Consider the following 4,369-nt stretch of genomic DNA (forward strand, 5'->3'; position numbering starts at 1 on the left):
GCCGGTTGCAGAAAGCAGGCATTGAGCAATCGAAAACAGGCACTTCTGTTCAGTACGCTCCGTTGCGCGTCCCCAACAAGCGGATTGAGCTTATAGGGGCGCAACCTAATTGCAGGATGAAGCTCAGAGTTAGCCCCTAAAGCTCATCCGCCGGCACGTTAGGAGGAGGAACCAATGAGGCGATTTTTTTTTCTTCTCGCAGCTAATCTGTTCTTTGCTGCGAGCCTTTTCGCACAGGGTTTAGCCCACCGTCCCATGACCGTCGACGATGCCCTGAGCATGATCCGTATCGCAGACGTGCTCATGTCCGCGGACGGCGAATGGGTTTTCTTCTCCAAGTCGGGGCTCGAGTGGGATGAGAACAAGAGGAAGAAGAAATATTACATGATTCCCGCCGGAGGCGGGGAGGCCATTCAGTTCATTGGGGACGCGGGTGGCGAATCGTTCCAGTTCTCCCCAGACGGCAAGTATCTGTCTTTTCTTAGACCTGTCGATGACAACGATCAGGTCTTTTGGATGAGAACCGCCGGCGGCGAGGCCACGAAACTCACCGATCACAAAGACGGCGTCGAGTCTTACAAATGGTCTACGGATGGGCGTGGGATAGTCTTCACCGCCAACGAGGCGTTGAGCGAGGAAAGGCAAAAGGAGCACGATAAGGGGGCGGATGCGTACTACGTCCGTGAGGGTCCGCATGGCCGAGAGGAAGGAAGCTGGCGCAACCTCTGGGCGTTCGACCTTTCTTCCATGCACGAGACCCGTCTTACTGACGAAGAGCTCGTCATCAGTAGGTTCGACGTCTCCCCGGACGGAGAGCGTGTAGTCTTCGCCGCGGCGCGGCAGCGGCTTTCGAACTATTTCTACTGGTCCGAGCTCTATCTGGTCGACAGGCTCGAGAAGAAGGTTGTCCGGCTCACAAACAACAACGCCGGCGAGAACGCCGTTCTCTGGTCACCGAACGGGAAAAGCATTGCATACCATGCACCATCCGACGGCGACCACGATCTGACGAACGGGTTTCTCTGGGTGCTGAACCCGGACACGCGTAAGAAGAGAAAATTTGAAGGACAGAATCAGGGAAGGATCTCGAGCCTTAGCTGGTCAGCGGACAGCAAGAGCCTTCTATTCAACGAGACACGCCGCACGAACAGCAATCTCCATCGTATCGACATCGCTACCGGGCGAGTCACCGACTTGACGAGCGTCAGCGGTACGCTCCGTGCCCTCGCCTTCTCCAAAGACCGAACGAGAATGGTCTACTCGTTCAGCGACTTCAACACTCCGACCGATCTGTATTCCTCGTCGGTGGATGAGCTGAATCCGGTTCGCCTGACGCACGCGAATCCCTGGATCGAGGAAGAGATCCTCATGGCGAAGGCGGAGATAGTCCGCTGGAAGAGCAAGGATGGGACGGAGATAGGAGGGGTGTTCTATTTACCCGGAGATTACCAGGAAGGGACGAAGGTTCCCTTGATGCTTCACATCCACGGCGGCCCGCCGGGCCATTACGCCAACCGGTTCCAACCTAGCTTCCACATTTACGCTGGTCTGGGATACGCGTCGCTGGGGCCGAACATCCGAGGTAGCGACAGCTATGGCGATGATCTTCTGACCGCACTGATGGGCGACGTAGGTGGCGGCGAGTACGAGGACCTAATGACCGGCGTCGACTATGTGATTGCAGAACGCGACGTAGATCCCGAGCGGCTAGCGCTGCGCGGTTGGAGTTGGGGCGGAATCCTCGGCAGCTGGGTCATCACACAGACAGACCGCTTCGAGGCCGCTTCCCTAGGGGCCATGGTCGGAAGTTGGACCGCGGAGTCGGGCCCCGGACTCAGCTACGATCTCAGGATTCATTACATCGGTGGAGCCCACTGGATAAACCCGGAGGAGTGGCGGAGGGTTTCGTCACTCTGGTACGTCAAGAACGTCACAACCCCCACCATACTGCTCCACGGGGACCGCGATCTGGTCAGTACCGCCAATCAGTCCATCATGTTCTTTACAGCGCTTAAAGACATCGGCAAGGCACCGGTGCGCTACGTGAGATTTCCACGCGAGCCCCATGGTTTCCGTGAGCCAAGACACCAGCGCACGCGTGACATCGAAGAGATCAGGTGGATGCAGAAGTATGTCATGGGCATCGACTGGAAGCCTTGGGAGCGTCAGTAATCTAGCCCCCCGCGTAGTCTTCACGCAACGGGTGTCCTGTGCCCATACTTTCTGTTACTAACACGCACTTTTGACTCTGGCGGCAAATCACAAATTAAGCTTGTAAGGTTAGAGCGATACAGTGCAAAATTAATCGTTTTGGTTTGTGAAAGCCCAATGCGTCATATTCGTTTGATCTTATTTTTACACAATCATCAGGTTGGATTTACTCATCTGGTTAGTTTTAAACACACCATGTAATGAGGATCATATGTAGAAGTGATGCCCGGTAAATCTATGAACAAAAAGGGGATACTTAGCTCGCCATCGAGAACTATCAAAAATTCCTCAACCTTTGGAAAGACGCAGATGCCGATTTGCCGGATGATCGATGCGAAAGCGCGGTTGGCAAAACTTAGGACAGTGTCGATAAATTGATTGATTTTAGTATAGCAACGGCTGCAGCGGATGCTGACCCGGGGCAAAATTCTGGCTTAGGAGCATCTTGGTTATTTTGGAGCGAATCAAACTCAGTAGTCACAAACCGCACCGCTGAGCCAAATAGGCAAATTGGGGTAAATTTGGTAAACCTAATTTAGAGGTTATTATGAGAACAAAACTTTTACCTCTTTTCTTCACTTTAGTATTCTTTAACTTTCTCCTTTCTCAAGAAAACGACTTATACCGATTATCCCACAAAGTTGAACCAATTTACCAATTTATCCACCTGAATCTCGACCCTGATAAAGATGTTTATTCTGGTACAACCAAGATTGAGCTGGAAATCGCAGCACCGTTATCTAGTTTTCGTCTACATGGTAAAAATTTTGAAATTGCTAAAATGTCATTAATTCAAAATTACAAGAGAATTACCTGCAATTTTGAGTTCCAGGAATTTGGTTTACTAAAAATAACACCACGTGAAGCGTTAACTCCCGGCAAATACAAAATTGAATTTGAATTTAACGGATCTTTCAGTAAGAAAGGGGAAGGCATTGTCAAATTTACCAAAGACAGCCTGAATTACATTTACACTCAAATGCAAGATATCTATGCACGCCAGTTTTTTCCTTGTTTTGATGAACCAGGGAAAAAAGCAGAGTTTTTGGTTTCAATGTTTGTCAATAAAAATTTAGAAACAATATCAAATATGCCAATTACCTCTGAAGAAATTAAAGGAAACAAAAAGTTGGTTAAATTTGAAAGAACCCCCTTAATGTCCACATATTTACTTTACATGGGTGTGGGTGAGTTTGAATATCTTGAAAGTGATTATGAAAATAGGACTAAAATTAGAATAGTAACAACTCCTGGAAAAAAATCTCAAGGAAAATTTGCACTAGATATAACTAAGAAGGTTTTGAAATATTTTGAAGATTATACTGGAATTAATTATCCTTTACCTAAGTTAGATATGATTGCTATTCCTGATTTTGCTGTAGGGGCAATGGAGAATTGGGGAGCGATTACATTTAGAGAAATTTTATTGCTCTCTACTAAAAATACTTCGTTTAGAGTTAAAAGAGATATAGCGATGGTGGTTGCACATGAGCTTTGGCATCAGTGGTCGGGAAATTTAGTTACAATGAAATGGTGGAATGATTTATGGTTGAATGAGAGTTTTGCAAATTATATGGGGTATAAGGCATTGGATCATTATTTTCCTGAATGGAATATATGGGAATATCATCTTGAATCTGAAACATTGGGTGCTTTAAGTATAGACTCATTAAAAACAACCCACCCAATTTCAGTAGATGTAAAAAGTGCAAATGAAATTGAAGAATTGTTTGATGAAATAAGTTATGGAAAAGGAGGGAGTGTATTAAGGATGATTGACTCTTTTTTGGGAGAAGAAACTTTTAGAAAAGGCGTTTCTTTTTATTTAAATAAATTCAAATATAGTAATGCTGAAGCAGATGACTTTTGGATTTGCTTATCAAAATTTTCAAAGGAAGATATTAGAAAAATTGCTAAGAGCTGGATAAATCAGCCGGGATATCCTTTGTTGAAGGTAGAATCTAGGGGAGAAAACCTTGTGATTGAACAAGAAGCATTTCAAGATGCTTTTAGAGGACAGAGGTGGTTAATTCCTTTAACTATTAGGTCTGGAGGAAAAGTTAAAACAGTTGTAATAAAAAAAAGAAGACAAAAAATAAAGATAAAGTCAAAGAATTTTAAATTAAATTACAATCAAACCGGATTTTTAAGAGTTAAA

General features: G+C 46.0%; 2 protein-coding genes. Both read left to right on the top strand.

What is annotated here, in order from left to right; genetic code table 11:
- Window positions 1-174 precede the first annotated feature (174 nt).
- The gene (locus IH879_20360; protein ID MCH7677282.1) at window positions 175-2,172 is read left to right on the top strand and encodes a S9 family peptidase; all 1,998 of its coding nucleotides are present in this window, start codon (window positions 175-177) and stop codon (window positions 2,170-2,172) included.
- 586 nt (window positions 2,173-2,758) lie between these two features.
- On the top strand, window positions 2,759-4,369 hold a 1,611-nt coding region (locus IH879_20365; protein ID MCH7677283.1), incomplete at its 3' end, for a hypothetical protein.

It is taken from the genome of candidate division KSB1 bacterium (genome assembly GCA_022562085.1).
Taxonomy (GTDB): Bacteria; Zhuqueibacterota; Zhuqueibacteria; order Oceanimicrobiales; family Oceanimicrobiaceae; genus Oceanimicrobium.

What these genes read in the sequence shown, in the direction of transcription:
- IH879_20360 (MCH7677282.1), top strand. Translation starts at nt 175, where the DNA reads ATGAGGCGATTTTTTTTTCTTCTCGCAGCTAATCTGTTCTTTGCTGCG.